The sequence below is a fragment of the Chloracidobacterium sp. genome (assembly GCA_016716305.1).
Classification (GTDB): Bacteria; Acidobacteriota; Blastocatellia; order Pyrinomonadales; family Pyrinomonadaceae; genus OLB17.
This window is the reverse complement of the sequence record JADJWP010000002.1, coordinates 96,607-113,821: the sequence shown is the minus strand read 5'-3', so window position 1 is coordinate 113,821 and position 17,215 is coordinate 96,607. Positions and strand designations below refer to the sequence as shown.

At 48.7% G+C, this 17,215-nt stretch carries 14 protein-coding genes; all 14 read left to right on the top strand.

What is annotated here, in order from left to right:
- Positions 1 to 13: 13 nt before the first annotated feature.
- A complete protein-coding gene (locus IPM28_02375) occupies positions 14 to 1,600 on the top strand; it encodes an oligosaccharide flippase family protein (protein ID MBK9171837.1) in 1,587 nt (528 codons plus the stop codon).
- Positions 1,601 to 1,722: 122 nt separating this feature from the next.
- On the top strand, positions 1,723 to 3,600 hold the full coding sequence (gene asnB, locus IPM28_02370; protein MBK9171836.1) for an asparagine synthase (glutamine-hydrolyzing): 1,878 nt from the start codon (positions 1,723 to 1,725) through the stop codon (positions 3,598 to 3,600).
- A 66-nt stretch (positions 3,601 to 3,666) separates the two neighbouring features.
- A complete protein-coding gene (locus IPM28_02365; GenBank protein ID MBK9171835.1) occupies positions 3,667 to 4,365 on the top strand; it encodes a class I SAM-dependent methyltransferase in 699 nt (232 codons plus the stop codon).
- A gap of 3 nt (positions 4,366 to 4,368) precedes the next feature.
- Positions 4,369 to 5,523 (top strand): hypothetical protein, encoded by a 1,155-nt coding sequence (locus IPM28_02360; protein ID MBK9171834.1) that lies wholly within the window; start codon positions 4,369 to 4,371, stop codon positions 5,521 to 5,523.
- Positions 5,524 to 5,631: 108 nt separating this feature from the next.
- Positions 5,632 to 6,507, top strand: coding sequence for a glycosyltransferase (locus IPM28_02355; GenBank protein MBK9171833.1), 876 nt, complete (start codon positions 5,632 to 5,634; stop codon positions 6,505 to 6,507).
- Positions 6,504 to 6,773 carry a glycosyltransferase family 4 protein gene (locus tag IPM28_02350; protein ID MBK9171832.1) on the top strand — a complete coding sequence of 90 codons (270 nt, stop codon included), beginning with the start codon at positions 6,504 to 6,506 and terminating at the stop codon, positions 6,771 to 6,773. The genes IPM28_02355 and IPM28_02350 overlap by 4 nt, the downstream gene beginning before the upstream one ends.
- Positions 6,774 to 6,807: 34 nt before the next feature.
- Positions 6,808 to 7,896 (top strand): glycosyltransferase family 4 protein, encoded by a 1,089-nt coding sequence (locus IPM28_02345; GenBank protein ID MBK9171831.1) that lies wholly within the window; start codon positions 6,808 to 6,810, stop codon positions 7,894 to 7,896.
- 48 nt (positions 7,897 to 7,944) lie between these two features.
- Positions 7,945 to 9,888, top strand: a complete 1,944-nt coding sequence (locus IPM28_02340) for an alginate lyase family protein (protein ID MBK9171830.1) — start codon at positions 7,945 to 7,947, stop codon at positions 9,886 to 9,888.
- A 96-nt stretch (positions 9,889 to 9,984) separates the two neighbouring features.
- Positions 9,985 to 10,359: a phosphomannose isomerase type II C-terminal cupin domain gene (locus IPM28_02335; protein ID MBK9171829.1), complete on the top strand. Its 375-nt coding sequence runs from the start codon at positions 9,985 to 9,987 to the stop codon at positions 10,357 to 10,359.
- 23 nt (positions 10,360 to 10,382) lie between these two features.
- Positions 10,383 to 12,293 (top strand): asparagine synthase (glutamine-hydrolyzing), encoded by a 1,911-nt coding sequence (asnB, locus tag IPM28_02330; GenBank protein ID MBK9171828.1) that lies wholly within the window; start codon positions 10,383 to 10,385, stop codon positions 12,291 to 12,293.
- 118 nt (positions 12,294 to 12,411) lie between these two features.
- Entirely contained in the window at positions 12,412 to 13,548 is a 1,137-nt protein-coding gene (locus tag IPM28_02325) for a glycosyltransferase (protein MBK9171827.1), read from the top strand.
- 53 nt (positions 13,549 to 13,601) lie between these two features.
- The gene (locus IPM28_02320) at positions 13,602 to 15,173 is read left to right on the top strand and encodes a glycosyltransferase family 39 protein (GenBank protein ID MBK9171826.1); all 1,572 of its coding nucleotides are present in this window, start codon (positions 13,602 to 13,604) and stop codon (positions 15,171 to 15,173) included.
- Positions 15,174 to 15,206: 33 nt separating this feature from the next.
- The gene (locus tag IPM28_02315) at positions 15,207 to 16,520 is read left to right on the top strand and encodes a nucleotide sugar dehydrogenase (protein MBK9171825.1); all 1,314 of its coding nucleotides are present in this window, start codon (positions 15,207 to 15,209) and stop codon (positions 16,518 to 16,520) included.
- 62 nt (positions 16,521 to 16,582) lie between these two features.
- Positions 16,583 to 17,209 (top strand): YdcF family protein, encoded by a 627-nt coding sequence (locus tag IPM28_02310; GenBank protein MBK9171824.1) that lies wholly within the window; start codon positions 16,583 to 16,585, stop codon positions 17,207 to 17,209.
- The last annotated feature ends 6 nt before the right edge of the window (positions 17,210 to 17,215 follow it).

The window sequence follows — 17,215 nt, the reverse complement described above, 5'->3', positions numbered from 1 at the left end:
TCAATAAAAAATATTGCCGCGTCCCGAAGTAATTATCTCCAACTCGACCACGCCATCGCTGTTCAACCAGGCGACTTGGCTGTTTTCCGCGAAGATCGTTGGTTTCATCTTCTCGTTCGCACTTCCGATCGTGATTGTGCGCGTTCTCCCGATCGCCGAATTTGGTCGCTATCGTCAGGTCTTCGTCATTGTTACGACACTTGCCACCACACTTCCGTTCGGCGTCGGAATTAGTTCGTTCTATTATCTGGCCCGTAAAGTCGAGCAGCGGCCGGCTGCGATATTCAACATCGTTCTTTTCCTTCTTTTTGCAGGCGGAGTGGCGTTTTCAGCACTTGCTTTTTTTCCGAACCTCTTGGCGACCGTTTTCGGAGACGCCGAAATCGAGGAATTATCGGCTCTTATTGGCCTTCTGACTTGGGTTTGGATCTTTTCACTTTTCTTGGATAATGTTGCTGTTGCTAATCGCGAGGCTCGACTCGGAGCAATGTTCTTCGTGGGTTCCCAGTTTTCCAGAACGATTCTTGTTTTATTTGCTGCAACGACGGTCGGTACGGTCCGCTCGATCATCGTCGCCTCGATCGTTCAAGCGGCCTTGCAGTCCGTCGTACTCTTGGCATATTTGATTAGGCGATTTCCGGGCTTTTGGAAGTCCTTCGAATTGAAGTTCTTCAGAGAGCACCTCTCTTACGCATTACCTTTCGGATTCATCGGATTGCTATGGCATGTTCAAACCGATCTCCACTACTTTTTTGTGGGATATAATTTTGGTCCCACGGAGTTCGCAATATATGCGGTTGGCTGCTTTCAACTGCCTCTGATCGGAATGCTGTCTGAATCAGTTAACTCGGTGATGATACCGAGGATGAGTGAGCTCCAGTTATCGGATAACAGAGTTGAAATGATCCGATTGGTCGCGAAAGCGACGAGGAAACTCGCGGTTGTTTATTTTCCCGTTTTTATCTTTTTCTTTATTACCGCGGAAACCCTGATTACCTTACTCTTTACGGAACAATATAAAGGAAGCGCAACGATATTCCGTATATTTATTTTGATGCTGCCAACCGGAGCTCTTATCTCGGATGCGATCGTCAGAGCGTATAAAGAGTTAGGACAGTTGTTACTTAAATTCAGAATTCTATCAGCGATCGTGTTGATCGGAGCTCTTTTTCTTGCAGCAAAGACAAACAGTCTATTAGCAATCGTCACGGCAACTGTAGGGGTTAGGCTCGCCGAGACCATATTGGCTGAGATCGCCATCTTTAGGAGGATCGGATTCAAACGGGCAGATTTCAGTTTGTTTAAGGGAATATGGAAGATCGGTTTCTGCAGTCTCATCGCGGGACTCTTAACAATTCCCCTTTATTTGCTTTCAAGCGAGTACATCCCACTGATGACGAATGCCGTCGTTTCCCGGTCGGATACGACCGCGTTGATCAGTCTGTCCAAGCCAGTTTCAAATGCAGCGATCATGGCTTTTTCATTTCTCGTTTTTACGTCATCCTACCTGTTTTTCTTGATGAAAACCGGTGGCCTAGAGGACGATGAAAGGCGTTTGATCGACCGCTTATGGTTCATTCGAAACAAGGAGAGTATTTAACGACTCGCCATTTTTGGCTAAGTCAATTTCGGGTTTCCTGTCATTGACGACCTCTCATCACCTTCGACGATGCGTTTTCATAATCTGAGTAAAAGAGTATGTGTGGAATAGCTGGTTTCATCATGGCAAAGGATAAGGAGATCAGGTTCGAACGCGCCGGACTGCTCGATGCCATGTGCCGCATCATTACTCACCGTGGTCCGGATGAGCAGGGCACTGTAGTGCGAGGGCGCGTGGCTTTAGGGATGCGACGCCTTTCGATCATTGATCTCAAGACCGGACAACAACCAATCTTTTCTGCGGACGGACGCTTCGCAATTATCTTTAATGGAGAGATTTACAACTATCGAGAATTGAAAGCAGAACTCGAAGAAAGGGGCCACGAGTTCAAAACAAATTCAGACACGGAGACAATCCTCCTGGCCTTTTTGGAATACGGCAGTGGATGCGTCGAAAGACTAAGGGGAATGTTCGCGTTTGCGATTTGGGATTTCGAGGCCGAGTCGTTGTTTCTCGCCCGTGATCGCGTTGGCAAAAAGCCCCTTTTCTATGCTTTGGCCGATGATGGCTCATTAGTATTCGGCTCAGAACTAAAGTCGCTCATGCTTTACCCCGGAATAAGCCATGAGATAGATCTGGAGTCGATAGATACATACCTCACATTTGGATATCTCCCGGAAAGCCAATGTATATTTCGCTCGGTGAACAAGCTTACCCCGGGTCATATGCTCGAATTCAGAAATGGAAAAATAAAGACCTCACCTTATTGGGAATTCCCATGCGCATCTGACAGCGGTCTAAACGAGACAGAAATAGCTGCCGAATTGCGAGAATTGGTCCATGATGCGGTAAATGTTCGAATGCTATCTGAGGTGCCGCTCGGAGCGTTTCTCTCTGGCGGTGTTGACTCATCGGTTGTTGTGGCAATGATGTCCAAGATCTCTGTCGACCCGGTAAAGACCTTTTCGATCGGCTTTAATGAAGACAGCTACAGCGAACTGAAGTTTGCCCGGTTAGCCGCCGAGCATTTCAAAACTGATCACCATGAGTTCATCGTTACGCCCGACCTTGTTGAAGTCGTCGACGACATTGTTTGGCATTTCGACGAGCCTTTCGCTGATTCCTCGGCACTTCCGACGTACATGGTCTCAAAGTTGGCTCGCGAACATGTCACAGTTGTGCTCTCGGGGGATGGTGGCGATGAGTTATTTGGCGGCTACACTCGCTACCCAAAGAACCTCGGTCGATCGTGGGCATCGAAATTACCTTCGTTTATCAGGCGGTCGTTCGGTAGGCTCAGCCGCGCGTTGCCCAACTCTGCTTTAGGCAAGAACTATCTTTATAATATTTCACTTGACCCGATTCCTCGATATATCGATGCCCTATCACTCTTTAACCGTCCTAACCGCAACAAACTTTACTCGCAGAGCATGCTCAATGCACTTGACAGTGATTTTGGAATCGCCGAGGAAGAGTTCCAGGACATTTCCCGATCATGTGAATCGCGGGATTCGATTTCGCCAATGCTGCGCTTGGACTCACTAACATATCTGCCAAGTGATGTGATGGTAAAGGTCGATAGGATGACAATGGCCAATTCGATTGAAGCACGAGCACCTTTGCTTGATCACAAACTGATAGAGTTCGCATCGCGCATTCCACCTACGATGAAGGTGAAAGGTAGCGAAACAAAATATATACTAAAGAAGGCGTTCGAAGGGATAGTACCTCACGAGATACTTTACCGAGCAAAGCAGGGTTTCGGCGTACCCATTGAGGAATGGATAAACAGCGAGCTTCGAGAACGAATAAACGATACGCTCCTCGACGCTACGGCAATGAACCGGGGATATTTCGACCGAAGCTATATCGAGCTCATTTTGAAAGAGCATGCCGACCGCCGACGTGATCATTCTCACTCACTCTGGGCTTTATTTATGTTGGAACTTTGGCACCGGGAGTTCACTTCCAATAACGGCTTACAGGGGCCAATCATTTGAGCCTTAGCTATCAGACCAGATTACGTAGATTGTAAGCACCCCAAAACCGCAACTAAAGTACCACCTGTGGCTAAAGAAGATACGGATCAATACATCAATTATCTGCAAAGCGAGATCGCGGTTTTTGAGGCGAGTACAGACGATCGCATCCATTTCCTTCGAACAATTGCTGGCGGGTTGCAATACTCTCGTGTGTTGGACGTTGGATGCGGCGCTGGCCAGGAATTGCTTCGGTTTGTGGAAATGGGTGCGACAAGGTGTGTTGGCGTGGATGCTCAAATCGCGGCAGGAAATATTTTTCGAAAGTTCTTTGCTGATCGTGGAATTGAGAACCGAGTTGAATTCTTAAACGCGCGGAGTGAGCACCTTCCCTTCTCGGGGGCGTGTTTTGATCTCGTGATCTGCCGCGTCGCACTGCCGTACATGAATTCACATATGGCCCTAAGAGAGATGGAAAGAGTTTTGGATAAATTTGGCCGATTGGTTTTGACTGTTCACACACCGAGTTTCTACTGGCGAATGATCCGTCAACGGTTAACAACCTTCAGCGCACGAAAGATGGCTTATCCATGCATTTGTTTTCTCGGGGGTTCATGGTACTGGCTTACCGGCAAACAGCCTAAAGGTTCATTTTGGAAGGGCAAAGAAACGTTTCACACCAGAGGAATGTTACGACGAGAGCTGGATGAGTTAGGGTTGCAGGTTCAAATGGAATTTGCCAGCGGAGGCAAGGGGTCTCGTTCGTTTGTTATTGTCAAGAAATAGGCTATGGCAAGAAATGAATCTACTATCGCAAGGATCAGACACGCCCTGCCTTGGCTGCTGCAATATCCTGTCGCTCGAGCTCGTGCAATGCTTAATAGTTCGGACGCAGGCCCTAAGCGCCTGATCTTCTGCATCGCAAATCATTTCGAACCAAGCTGGAAGGGTTCCGAACTTTTTGACATCGAGTCGCAGCACCGCAGACTCGATAGGTGGTTCGAGCTAGCCCGCAAAACCGGTGAATCGGTTCTCGACACAGACGGAACGAAATTTCGACACACAAATTTCTATCCTGCGGAACAATATGATCGTGGACTTCTGGAGAAGTTATCGGGACTTCAAAAGGAAGGCTTGGGAGAAGTAGAGATACATCTGCATCATGGAGTCGATAAACCAGATACGGAAGATGGACTTAGAAACCGGATACTCGACTTCCGGGACACGCTTGCAAATGATCATAAATGTCTTTCGCGTATGAGCGGAATCGGCGAGCCAATGTATGCATTTGTTCATGGAAACTGGGCACTCGGGAATTCCGCGGGCGGACGGTTCTGCGGAGTCGACAATGAACTTGAAATCTTGAACGAAACAGGCTGTTACGTTGACATGACACTCCCATCGGCGCCCGACCGAAGTCAGGTCCCGGTATTAAACTCGATCTATGAGTGCGGGTTACCACTCAAAAGCCGATCTCCGCATAGGAAGGCAAAACGTCTAACAACGAATAACAGGGCACTAACTCTACCTCTAATAGTAACGGGCCCGCTTATGCTCGATTGGACGCAGAGAATGAAGGGTTTGCCACTACCGAAATTAGAAAACGGAGAGCTTGCTCATTTCCGACCAATGGACATTGCTCGGCTGCGGCGCTGGATACGTGCGAACATCACGGTAAGCGGCAAGCCAGACTGGATCTTCATAAAGCTCCATTGCCACGGCTTTTTTGATCACGATCAATCCGCATGTATAGGCGAAGACGCCCGACGGTACTTCGCGGAAATAATTGAGTATGGTGAGCGTTCCCAGGAATATACTGTTCACTTTGCTACGGCTCGCGAGATGTTCAATATGGCAATGGCGGCGGCAGATGGCAATTCAGGCTCACCAGGCGAATATCGTGATTACCGTTTAGTTCCTATAATGAATGAGGGGCCTTACTAGACTCACGTACAAAGGCGGTCAGTGGCGAATTTCTCGGCAAATCTGATAGTTTCTTGCATCGTTCGCTCTTCAGCTTTGGATTGGATTCGAAGCGAGATTTGAGCATTTATGGCAAAACCCAGGGTGCTACAGTTGATCGGTAGTTTCGAAACCGGCGGCACAGAGCTGCAGTCAATAAAACTTGCCCGAGCGCTTTCGACAGATGGGACGTACGAAATTTCTATCGCCTGCCTCGATAAAAGCGGTCCTCTGAAGCAACTTATTGATTGGATACCGATCGACGAGATACCCGAATTCCGCCTAACAAGTTTTTATGACCTTAACTTCATCAATCGCACCATTGAAATTGGAAGGTATATTCGTGAAAGGAAAATCGACCTGGTGCATACTCACGATTTCTACACTAATATTTTCGGCATGTTTGGAGCGGCTCTATCTGCACAATGCGTTCGCATCGCGTCGAAGCGTTCGACGCTAAGCAAGTCAGCTTCCCAACTCATTGTAGAGCGGCAGTCATTTCGTCTTGCGAAAAAGATCGTCGCAAACTCCGAGGCAGTGAGGACGTTTCTTATTGACCGCAATGTTCCTCCAGAGAAGATCGTTACGATCTATAACGGACTCGATCTTGCGCGATTCACGAATGCAGCGACTATAGATCGAGAATCGTTTTTTCGCTCTCTAGGCATAGAAATTGGCGCTAATCCGAAGTTCGTCACGATCGTAGCCAATATGCGGTCGGACGTGAAAAACCACCAAATGTTTCTTCGGGCTGCAAAGAGAATACGGGAGCGTATCGATTCAGCTGAGTTCCTGTTGGCCGGCGAGGGTGAGCTTCGTGAAAACCTCATCGATCGAGCGAACGAGCTTGGCATCGGAGATTATTGCCATTTTGTTGGCTCCGCGATTGATATTCCGAGTCTGCTGAGCATGTCTGAAATCGGTGTGCTTTCACATCACGGTCAGAAGGATTTTCTAATGCGATAATCGAGTATATGGCAGCTGGTTTGCCGGTTGTCGCAACCGACGTTGGGGGAGCCAAAGAGGCTATTGAGGACGGAGAAACCGGATATCTTGTCCGCTCGGATGACGATGAGGCATTATCTGCATGCATCATCAAGATTCTCGAGGACAAAGCGTTGTCAGACCGGCTCGGCCAACGCGGAAAAGAGATCGCATTTACAAGGTTTTCGGCTGAGAGGCAGACCGATTCCGTCCTTTCGCTCTACGAATCGGTTCTGAAAGACCGTTGAGCTAAGGCTTTGCGTGTCCGAATTCGACTCCGATATGACCTCAAAGCACGAATCATCAAAGGTAAATGTGATGTTGGTCGCTCCGATACTTCCTATCGTCGGCGGCCATACGGTTCAAGCAAATCGCTTGCTTGAAAAGTTCAGCGGTTCGTCAGAGGTTGAATTAAGACTGCAGCCGATAAACCCGTCGTTCCTTCCTAGCTTGCAGCGCGTTAAGTATGTCAGAACACTCATAACATGGCCAAAATATGTTCTTGACCTTCTACTAAATGTGCGGAAGTTCGACGTTGTTCACATATTTTCAGCGTCGTATCTGTCGTTTCTCTTAAGCCCGACGCCTGCTCTAATTATCTCTCGACTCTTTGGAAAGCCGACGATCCTGAACTATCGAAGTGGGGAGGCAGAAGATCACCTTCGTCGATGGCGAACGGCGATCCCTACAATTCGATCGTTCGACAAAATCGTGGTTCCGTCTGACTACCTGGTCGATGTCTTCGCCGACTTCGGAATCGAGGCAACATCCGTGTTCAATTTCGTAGATTCAGAACGCTTCCCTTTTCGCCGTCGAAAGCCGCTCAAACCGATTTTCTTGTCGAATCGAAACTTCGAAGCTCATTACAACGTCGCTTGTACCTTAAGGGCGTTCAAGCTAATTCAAACCCAGTTTCCGGGGTCTAAGCTCATCGTCGTCGGCGATGGACCGGAGCGGCACAATTTAGAGGAACTGGCTCGAAGTCTTCAAATCAGTTCAGTTGAATTCCGCGGTGCAGTACGGCCGGAGGCAATGGCGGCCGTATACGACGAAGCTGACATATTCCTCAACTCATCCAGCATCGACAATATGCCGAACTCGATAATAGAGGCATTCTCCGCCGGACTGCCAGTAGTCTCCACAAACGCGGGCGGGATACCGTATATAGTCGAGAACGGTCGACTTGGGTTATTGGTGGAAAAAAACGATCATGAGGAGATCGCCGCGAACGCCCTTCGATTGCTTAGTGATGATGCACTTGCCCAACGTTTGATCGCCGCTGCACGCGAGTCTGTGAAACAATACACGTGGGAGGAAGTCAGCGGCAAATGGACCGACCTCTATATGGGCCTCGCAAAAAAAAAGCACTGAATGCTCGGGACAATACAAAAACTTTGGGGACGCAGCCTCGATGAACTTTTGACAAGATCCAGACAAGAAGTATCAAAGTCGTTGGAACTGCTTGGGTTTGTTGGTTACCAAAGCATCGAGGCTGTCGAATTGACCCCACATGACGATCGACACTTGATCTTCGCTCCTTGGCTCTCCGATCGAAGCGAGTTTGTATCCCTCGTCGAAACCCGCTTACCCAATGAACGAGACCGAATTTTGCGTGATGCCGATCGAATACGAAATGGACGATTCGATCTTCTAGGCTACGAAGGTCTCGATTTCGGAAGCCCGATTCCTGATTGGCATCTAGACCCGGTTTCCGGAAGGCGGTCGCCGTACATTCACTGGTCACGGATCAACGAGATCGACGCTTCGAAAACCGGTGATAAAAAGGTGATATGGGAACTCAACCGACATCAGTATTTTGAAACTTTGGGACAGGCTTATCTGCTAAGCGGCGACGAGGTCTTCGCGGAGACCTTCGCCACGCATTTGGAAGATTGGTTCGAAAACAACCCACCAAAGGTCGGGATAAACTGGCTCTCAAGCCTCGAGCTTGCTTTCCGTTCGATCTCCTGGATACGTTCGTATTTTTATTTTGAGCCTTCGCCATTATTTACGTCTGAACTTAAGCGGCGAATGTTCAAGATCCTTTCGCTGCAAGCGAGGCACATCGAGACCTATCTTTCGACGTATTTTGCTCCAAACACACATATTACGGGCGAGGGATTAGGACTGTATTACATTGGGACGTTCTTGAACGGTGGTCGAATGTCGACGCGTTGGAAAGAAACTGGGTATCGAATTCTGATGGTATGGCAATCCAGGCACATCCGCCCGGACGGCAGCTATTGTGAACAGGCAAGCCACTACGCGCGCTACACTGCGGATTTTTATTCGGACTTGATACTTATGAGAACGCGCGAGGGGCTACCGATCGAGGATGATCTCAAGAACAGGCTCGAGAGCCTATTTTCATTTTTGAAAGCGATCACCAGGCCCGATGGCACAATGCCGCTTTTTGGGGATGACGATGGCGGAAGGTATTTTTCTTCAGAGACAAGGCCGATCGAAGATATTCGACGCCTATTGTTGTTGGGAGCATTTTTGTTCGATCGCGGCGATCTCAAATACCAGATCGACAACTTCGAGAATGAGTTACTGTGGATCGCCGGGCCAGGGTCCTCGGAAGCTTTGACCGATTTAGACCCTGAGGAACCTCGATCAAATTCAGAATCCTTTGAAAACGGAGGATTCTATACATTTCGGTCTTCGTGGGAGCCGAATGCGGATCATTTCGTTATAATTTGTGGGCCGCATGGCTTTATGAATGGTGGACACGCCCACGCGGATGCGCTGAGTTTTGTTGCATCGCTTGCTGGAAAGTCTGTTTTCGTCGATTCAGGCACATTCGTATACACCTCAGATCTCGAGGCTCGCGACCGCTACCGCACTTCGATGGCTCACAACTGCCTCACGGTCGACGGTTTCTCATCATCGCGGACCGCAGGCCCGTTCTCCTGGAAATCTCAGGCAAATGCCCGTTTAATCGAATGGCATGAACACGATAGCGGTGTTAGATTCCGAGGGAGCCATGATGGATTTGACTTCCTCGAAGTTAAATACGAACGGTCAATTGAGATCGGCCCGAGAGGATCGTTAAGGATCGTTGACGGTGTATCAAGCGAAACCCGACATACCTACGAGATCAATTTCATATTGGCACCTGGAATTGTTGTTAATTTCGAAGACGAAGTCGTGACACTCTCAGGGAATGACCTAGACGAGCACGATGTGCGAATCAAAACCAGGTTGATTGGTGAGTCGTTAGATTCCGAGGGCCGATGGCAGTTGATAGACTCTCACTTATCTCCCGTCTACGGAAAGGAGATACCATCGAAAAGACTTGTATTCAGTTTCGCCGGGAGCGGCACGATCGAGTTTACAGCAACGGTCACGTGGAAAATTTGAACCCGACGATACGATTTGAGGACTTTATCATTGGTCTACGTACCTCAGAGGTTCGAGATAAATGTAGAATTGAACAGTGAGTGACTTGGAGGAACAATGTCCGACAGCAAGCCGATCGATAATCATCCCCCCTTTGACCAGCGACCGTGGGGGAGTTTCACGGTCATTGATACGGGCGGGAACTTTAAGGTAAAGCGCATTGAGGTACTTCCCGGAAAGCGATTGAGCTATCAAAAGCACGCGATGCGATCTGAACATTGGTTTTTTGTTCAAGGAACCGCAAAGGTTACTATTGATGGTCAGGAGATCATCAAGAACGCTGGTGAATCAGTCGACATAAACGTGGGTTCGGCACATCGTATCGAAAACCCCGGTGATGAACTGGTGGTGTTCATTGAGGTACAGCGGGGCGAATATCTTGGCGAAGATGACATCGTGCGATTTGAGGACGATTTTGGCCGGGTTTCTTAGAGCGTTCGGTCTATAGAACCAATATGTGTGGAATCAACGGGATCGTATTTTCGCGGCGCTCAGCGCGGACAGCAAATGCTGGTCTGATAGAACGAATGCGCGATACGATGACCCACCGGGGGCCCGATGAGAAAGGGGTTTTTATTGACGGAAGGGTTGGCCTCGGCCACCGCCGCCTATCGATCGTCGACCTCAAGACGGGACAACAGCCGATGTTCAACGACGATCGTACGTGCGTGATCGTCTATAACGGTGAGGTGTATAACCATCTCGAACTGAGACCGGAGCTCAAAGATCGCGGTTACACTTTCAGGACCACATCCGACACTGAGACGATATTAAAGGCCTACGAGGCTTACGGAGCATCATGTGTTGATAAGTTTCGCGGGATGTTTGCTTTCGCCATCTGGGACGCGAGATCAAATGAACTTTTCATCGCACGCGACCGCCTAGGAGTTAAGCCGCTTTACTACGCTAATTCTGATGACGGCAGTTTCTTCTTCGCATCCGAGATCAAAGCCCTGCTCGAAGCCGGAGCCGTGAAACCGGAACTGGAATACCGAGCTCTGACCGACTATTTAGCAAATCACGGAACCTCAGGCGAACTAACGATGTTCGCCGGTGTGAAACGGCTTCTTCCGGGGCACACACTAACATTCGGCGATGACAGAGTAGAAATAAACAGGTACTGGGATATTTCGTTTGATCGCGACGCCGTTTCCCCGCGTTCAGATCGCGAATGGATCGAGGAATGGTCCTCGCTGTTCACCGAGTCGGTGAGGCTGAGGCTGATGGCGGATGTTCCGCTCGGGATGTTTCTGTCGGGCGGCATTGATTCGAGTGCGATAGCAGCTGAGATGTCACGGATGGTTGATGGGCGCGTCAAGACCTTCTCTGTTGCGTTCGAGGAACGAGAAGCTAACGAACTCAGGTATGCGAGACTCGTTTCAGATCGATTTGGAACCGACCATCACGAGGTGATCGTCTCCCCGCACAGCTTTTTTGAAGCACTTCCGCGACTGATATGGCACGAGGACGAACCGATCGCACACCCATCAAGCATCGCATTGAATTTCGTATCGAGACTCGCGGCCGAGCATGTGAAGGTGGTCTTAACCGGCGAAGGAAGCGACGAGAGCCTTGCCGGTTACGGTCGATACGCGAAAACGCTTACAAACATCAAATATGGAAAGCTATTCGATAAGATAGCTCCGGAAGCGCTACGCAGTCACTTTGCAGCGGCGATTGAAGTCCTGCCGCTTGACTCAAAGATCAGACATTCGCTGAAGAAGAGCTTCTTTGTTGTGGAACCGACAATCGAATCGGCGTATTTCGATAACTTCGCGGTATTTTCGCGATCGATGCAGGGACATCTTTTGTCGGCGACAACCAAGGACCGTTTGAACGGATCGACTGACCCGTATGCCGAGATGTCACGTCTGTTTAATAGCTTGGAAGGCGGCGAAATGCTCGACCGGATGCTGTACACCGATACCAAAACATATCTGCATGAACTGTTGATGAAACAGGACCAGATGTCGATGGCGGCGTCAATCGAAAGCCGGGTTCCCTTCTTGGATCACAAGTTAATGGAATTTACGGCCTCGATGCCGCAGCGCATGAAACTGCGCGGAAGTAAGACGAAGTACGTTTTGCGTAAGGCAATGAAAGGCGTGCTGCCCGATGAGATCTTAACACGAAGTAAAATGGGGTTCCCGGTCCCTATCGGAAAATGGTTTCGCGGTCAATACCGCGGAATCGTAGATGAATATGTCCTTTCAGAGAGATCGCTCGGCAGAGGCATCTTCGACGCAGATGCGGTAAGGAACATAGCAGAACGGCATATGAATGGCGAAAACCACGACGAGCGACTTTGGTCGCTCGTTAATTTCGAGATCTGGCAGCGTACTTTCATCGACGGCGAACGCCCCTAATTAGAGGAAGAACTAAACCGTCGCGCATCGGAGCCCCGTTAAAATCGTGAAAATTCTTTGGCTTAAAACTGAATTGTTGCATCCGGTCGACAAGGGCGGAAAGATACGTACGTATCATATGCTTAAGGAGCTAAAGCGCCACCATCACATAACCTACTTAACGCTAGATGACGGCACTGCCGATCCTGACGCCCTCGAAAAAGCCGAGGAATATGCGCATGAGGTGATCACTGTTCCGCACCGAGTAGCCCCAAAATTCGGTGCTCGGTTTTATGCCGAATTGGTCGCAAATCTTTTTTTGCCGCTTCCGTACTTCATTTCGAAGTATCGTGCTCAGGCGATGACGAGAAAGATCTCTGAGGTCCTAAAGGAAGATCGACACGACATTTTGATATGCGACTTCCTGCAGTCGTCGATAAACCTGCCCGAAGAGATCAGCATTCCATCGCTTCTTTTCCAGCACAATGTCGAGGCAATGATCTGGAAACGGCATGCGGATGTCGCGACAAACCCAATTAAGAAAGCATATCTTGAATCCCAATGGAAGCGAGCGGTCGATTTTGAGCGAAATACATGCCGAAGGTTCGATTCAGTGATTGCAGTTTCGGCCGAAGATGCAGCGGTATTTCGAAGCGAATACGGATTACAATGCGTTTTTGATGTACCAACCGGTGTTGATACGGCGTTCTTTGCTCGAAGAAATGACGATACAGCCTCAGGGCCGAATCTTGTCTTTACCGGTTCGATGGATTGGTTACCGAATCACGATGCGATCAATTGGTTTATTAATGACATCCTACCGACGATCAGACACGAGGTTCCGGACGTATCACTGACTGTTGTCGGTCGCGACCCATTCCCAGAACTCCGCGAATTGGCGCGGCGCTATCCGAACATAACGGTTACTGGACGGGTACCTGATGTGCGGCCGCTTATGAAAAATGCCGCTGTTTACGTTGTCCCAATAAGAATTGGGGGCGGAACGCGATTAAAGATCTATGAAGCGATGGCAATGGGATTGCCGGTAGTCTCGACAACGATCGGCGCCGAGGGTTTGCCATTAACTGACGGTAACGAACTTTTATTGAAAGATACGGTCAACGATTTTGCCAATTCGGTCATTCGACTCCTTAAGAACGACAGGGAGGCAGTCGCCCTTGGAATAAGGGCCGCCAAACGTGTAAGGTCAGAATTTGGCTGGCAGCACGCTGCTGATCAATTCGCGTCCATTTGCGAGCAAGCTGTGGAAGCCTAGAGCCTGTGGGTACAGAAAAGCTGCGGAATTGTCTTGCATCAAACGGATCCCGAATGGCGAGGACACGCTTCATTTCGAAATCAACGACTTCTGAAGACACTTTCCCTTGGATCGCGATCTCATTGATAGCGGGGATATGCGTGCATCTGGCGATCGCATTGCCTTATGTATATACTTTGAATGTCTGGTCGGACGAAGCATCGTCACTGTTTACGACCAGCAAGGGTCTCCTTGCAACAATCGATACCGTCTTCGCAAATGAGAAACAGGCCCCGTTGTACTTCCTTTTGTTGAGCGTTTGGCGATCGATTAATGAATCTGTTTTCTTTGCTCGAATACTTTCCATCATTGCAGCTCTATCTGCTATTTATTGTTTCTCAGTACTTGTGCAAAGGTTCGTAACCGAAAGAGCCGCCGCAATAGCGACTTTCCTGTTTGCCGTCCACCCATTCGTCATATGGGCGAGTCTCGAAATACGGGTTTATGCATTTGTAATTCTTGTAACATGCCTTCTACTTGAAGCCTATTTCCGGGGCTTCGCAGACCTTGGGACAAGACGTTCGACCGATTGCGACAATGAAAAATCTCGATCAAAATATCAAGTTGGCTTTGCAGTAATCGGGATCGTCGGGGTTTATCTACACTATTACGTTGGGTTCCTTCTGGTGGGCGGCCTCGCTGCGTTGATAGCGACCGGCAGGTACCGTGAGGCTCGACGTTACCTCGTCCTTCTCACCTCAGCAGGCTTGCTTATTCTTCCACTGTTCATAATGGTCTTTTTTCAATTTGAACAGCGCAGTTCAATTCCACAGGAAAATAAGACCTTGCTTGATGGTGTGCGGACGGTTTGGCGGCATTTCTTGTTTTTCGTTCTGCCCACTGAGCTCTTTCTGGATACGGGCACTTCAATAGTTTCGACAATCCGGTTATGGATAGTACGGATCTGGTTGGTCGCTACGGTTCTCTTTTTTGCGGTCGGGCGCTTTTCCAAGGTCAACAGAGACATGGTCACCGTCGGGACTTTCGCTGCTACGGTGGCCGTATTCTTTTGCGTTGCAAATCTACTCGTCGGTCCTGAGCTTCTGGCGCAAAGACATGCTTCGGTTTACTTTGTGCCAATAGTTTTGCTTGCAATAACGGCGATAGATATCTCGATTCCGAAATATCTCCTTTGGTTCCCAGTACTTGTGTTCATGGTTTTTTCGAGTTACTCAGTACTTACGATGTACCCTGAGAATGCGAAACGCGGGGATTGGATAAGGGTCGCACGATATTTGGAACAGCACGAGATGACCGATCAGCCGGTCGTGATTTTTGACGCATTTGATGTTCCCGCGATCAAGACCCACTATAATGGTAAGAACGAAATTCTTCCCGATTCAGGGTATTTCGATTTTTTCCTTGAAGGTAAGTTAGGTACAGCCGAAGCCTTCCGATCACAGATAGAGTTCATAATCGGAAAAGTTCCGCCTGAGGCCCGACATATATGGCTCATTACGCACGAGAAATGCTCATACGGCAATTCGTGTCGTCCCTTAGAGGATTTTGTTGAAGATAATTTTGTGGTTTTAACGGACCAGGCGTTTTATAAGGAACGAGTTCGACTGTTAGAAAGAAGAAAGTAACTATTTGATATCGGCAGTATTAATTTTAGCAAAATGAGAATAAGCATCTTTGGCCTGGGTTATGTGGGGGCTGTATCGGCTGCATGTTTCGCAGCTGATGGGCACGAAGTTATTGGAGTCGACGTTAATGAAACGAAGGTTAATATCATTAACTCTGGAAAGAGTCCGATCATCGAAGACGGAATTAGCGATCTGATCAACAAGACTGTAGCCAACGGCAGCCTTCGTGCGACTACCGCCGTTAGAGAAGCGGTGCTTTCGACGGACATTTCGCTTGTCTGCGTTGGAACACCGTCAAATCCTAACGGCTCCTTAAGACTCGACTTTGTCGAACGCGTCAGCGAACAGATCGGCGAAGCTCTTGCACAGAAGAATGCGTTTCATATAGTGGTCATTCGCAGCACAATGCTGCCAGGAACTATTGCGACACTTGTAAGGCCGGCGTTGGAACGTTCGTCTGGAAAGGTTGCCGGCACTGATTTCGATCTATGCGTCAATCCCGAGTTCCTTCGTGAAGGCACCTCGATTCATGACTTCTATTCGCCTCCGTTCACACTTATTGGAGCAGATAGTTCAGAATCCGGAGACGAGATCCGAAAGTTGTATTCAAACGTGGATGCTCCGATCTATGTTATACCAGTGGGCGCGGCGGAAATGGTCAAATATGCGTGCAATTGCTTTCACGGATTGAAAGTAGCATTCGCAAACGAGATCGGAAACATATGTAAGGCATCAGGGATCGACAGCCACGAGGTAATGGATGTTTTTGTCAAAGATACTAAGCTCAATCTTTCGCCATATTACCTGAAACCTGGCTTTGCGTTTGGTGGTTCGTGTTTGCCTAAAGATCTAAGGGCGTTGTCATACAGAGCAAAAGAACTAGATGTCGCTGTCCCCGTTTTAGAAGCGACTCTTTCTAGCAACCTTCTCCAGGTCGAACGAGCTGTCGAGATGGTTACCAGCACAGGCAAAAAGAAAGTTGGTGTCCTCGGCTTTGCTTTCAAGGCTGGCACCGATGACCTTCGCGAATCGCCGATCGTCGCCGTTATAGAGCGTCTGATCGGTAAAGGGTACGACGTTCGCCTTTTCGACCGAGAAGTCTCGATAGCGAAACTTATTGGGGCAAATAAAGATTATATCGAAAACGAGATTCCGCACATTTCCAGATTGATGGCTGAAAGTGTCGATGATGTAGTTTCTCATTCTGAAGTGATAGTGATCGGGAACAAGGATGAAGAGTTTACGACGGTAGATTCTCTAATTTCAGAAGATACCGTGATTGTCGATCTAGTTCGATTATTTGGAAACCGCACTTCGGATTCCAATTATCAGGGAATTTGTTGGTGAATGAGAGAGAGCGAGGTTATGCTTTGTTGGCGATTTCGGCCCGGAGTTTGGACTGGATAAAGATGAAACGACCTATACCAGTTTTGATCTCGATCTCGTCCATTTGGCTTATAACAACCTGGCTGCTAGGAAGTTGGTTGGTAGTAAGCTCACCTCTCGAAAAAGCTGACGCAATAGTTGTTCTGGCAGGTGGGGCAGACTATCGAGAGCGAGCCCTTGAGGCGGCAAGGCTTTATCGAAAGGGTGTTTCAAACCGGATAATTTTGACCAACGACGGCGTCAAGAGTGGCTGGAGCAGTGAGCTTAACCGAAACCCATACTTTGTCGAAAGGGCAAAGTGGGCTTTGGTCGAGAGTGGGGCCTCGGAGATCGACATTGAGATCGTGCCAGGAATCGTTGAAAGTGGCTTTTTGACCGGAACCGAAATTGAGGCCCGAATGGTAATCGACTATTCGCGGGCGAAAAAGTTTCAGACGCTGCAGATCGTTACATCAGCCTATCATTCTCGCCGCGTGTCGATTATTTATCAAAAAGGAATATACGAAACGAATGATAGCGCTACAATCGGGGTCTCGTTTCCAGATCCTTATCGTTTCGACCTTCCGAATGCGTTTTGGTGGTTAAGTGGTGAGAGTTGGCAGAAACTTACCAGCGAGTACTTAAAGATCGCATATTCCTTGGCAGTTTAGCTTCAG

Coding starts and splice junctions, on each gene's coding strand:
- asnB (MBK9171828.1), top strand. CDS start 10,383: ATGTGTGGAATCAACGGGATCGTATTTTCGCGGCGCTCAGCGCGGACA.
- IPM28_02325 (MBK9171827.1), top strand. CDS start 12,412: ATGCTTAAGGAGCTAAAGCGCCACCATCACATAACCTACTTAACGCTA.
- IPM28_02345 (MBK9171831.1), top strand. CDS start 6,808: ATGACCTCAAAGCACGAATCATCAAAGGTAAATGTGATGTTGGTCGCT.
- IPM28_02315 (MBK9171825.1), top strand. CDS start 15,207: ATGAGAATAAGCATCTTTGGCCTGGGTTATGTGGGGGCTGTATCGGCT.
- IPM28_02355 (MBK9171833.1), top strand. CDS start 5,632: ATGGCAAAACCCAGGGTGCTACAGTTGATCGGTAGTTTCGAAACCGGC.
- IPM28_02360 (MBK9171834.1), top strand. CDS start 4,369: ATGGCAAGAAATGAATCTACTATCGCAAGGATCAGACACGCCCTGCCT.
- IPM28_02320 (MBK9171826.1), top strand. CDS start 13,602: ATGGCGAGGACACGCTTCATTTCGAAATCAACGACTTCTGAAGACACT.
- asnB (MBK9171836.1), top strand. CDS start 1,723: ATGGCAAAGGATAAGGAGATCAGGTTCGAACGCGCCGGACTGCTCGAT.
- IPM28_02310 (MBK9171824.1), top strand. CDS start 16,583: ATGAAACGACCTATACCAGTTTTGATCTCGATCTCGTCCATTTGGCTT.
- IPM28_02335 (MBK9171829.1), top strand. CDS start 9,985: ATGTCCGACAGCAAGCCGATCGATAATCATCCCCCCTTTGACCAGCGA.